The organism is Pseudonocardia sp. D17 (assembly GCF_036984265.1).
In the GTDB taxonomy this organism is placed as follows: domain Bacteria; phylum Actinomycetota; class Actinomycetes; order Mycobacteriales; family Pseudonocardiaceae; genus Pseudonocardia; species Pseudonocardia benzenivorans.
The window spans coordinates 1-315 of sequence record NZ_BPRG01000193.1 but is presented as its reverse complement, the minus strand read 5'-3'; the positions used below and the strand labels follow the sequence as shown (position 1 = coordinate 315).

The window sequence follows — 315 nt, the reverse complement described above, 5'->3', positions numbered from 1 at the left end:
CCGGGGTGAAGGTGCCGGTCCCGGCGAACCTGAAAATCCCACCCGGCTCCGACGGCCACGTCGCGATCGCCGACCCGACCACCGACACCGTGGTCAACCTGTGGGTCACCAAGAAGACCGGCTCGGGGCTGGCCGCGAACTGGGGCGCCGCCACCCCGCTCGACGGTGACGGCCGCGAACACAACGGCTCCTCCACCGGCGCCGGGATCGCCCGCTACGCCGCGGTCGTGCGGGCCTCCGAGATCGCCGCAGGCACGATCCCGCACGCCCTGTTCTTCTCCACCAACATGGTCAAACCCGGCGAGGTCCGCTACC

Annotated in this window: 1 pseudogene; it reads left to right on the top strand. The window is 71.4% G+C overall.

The features are described 5' to 3' along the window. Window positions 1–11: 11 nt before the first annotated feature. A pseudogene (locus PSD17_RS25995) lies at window positions 12–315 on the top strand (hypothetical protein); the annotation flags it as partial.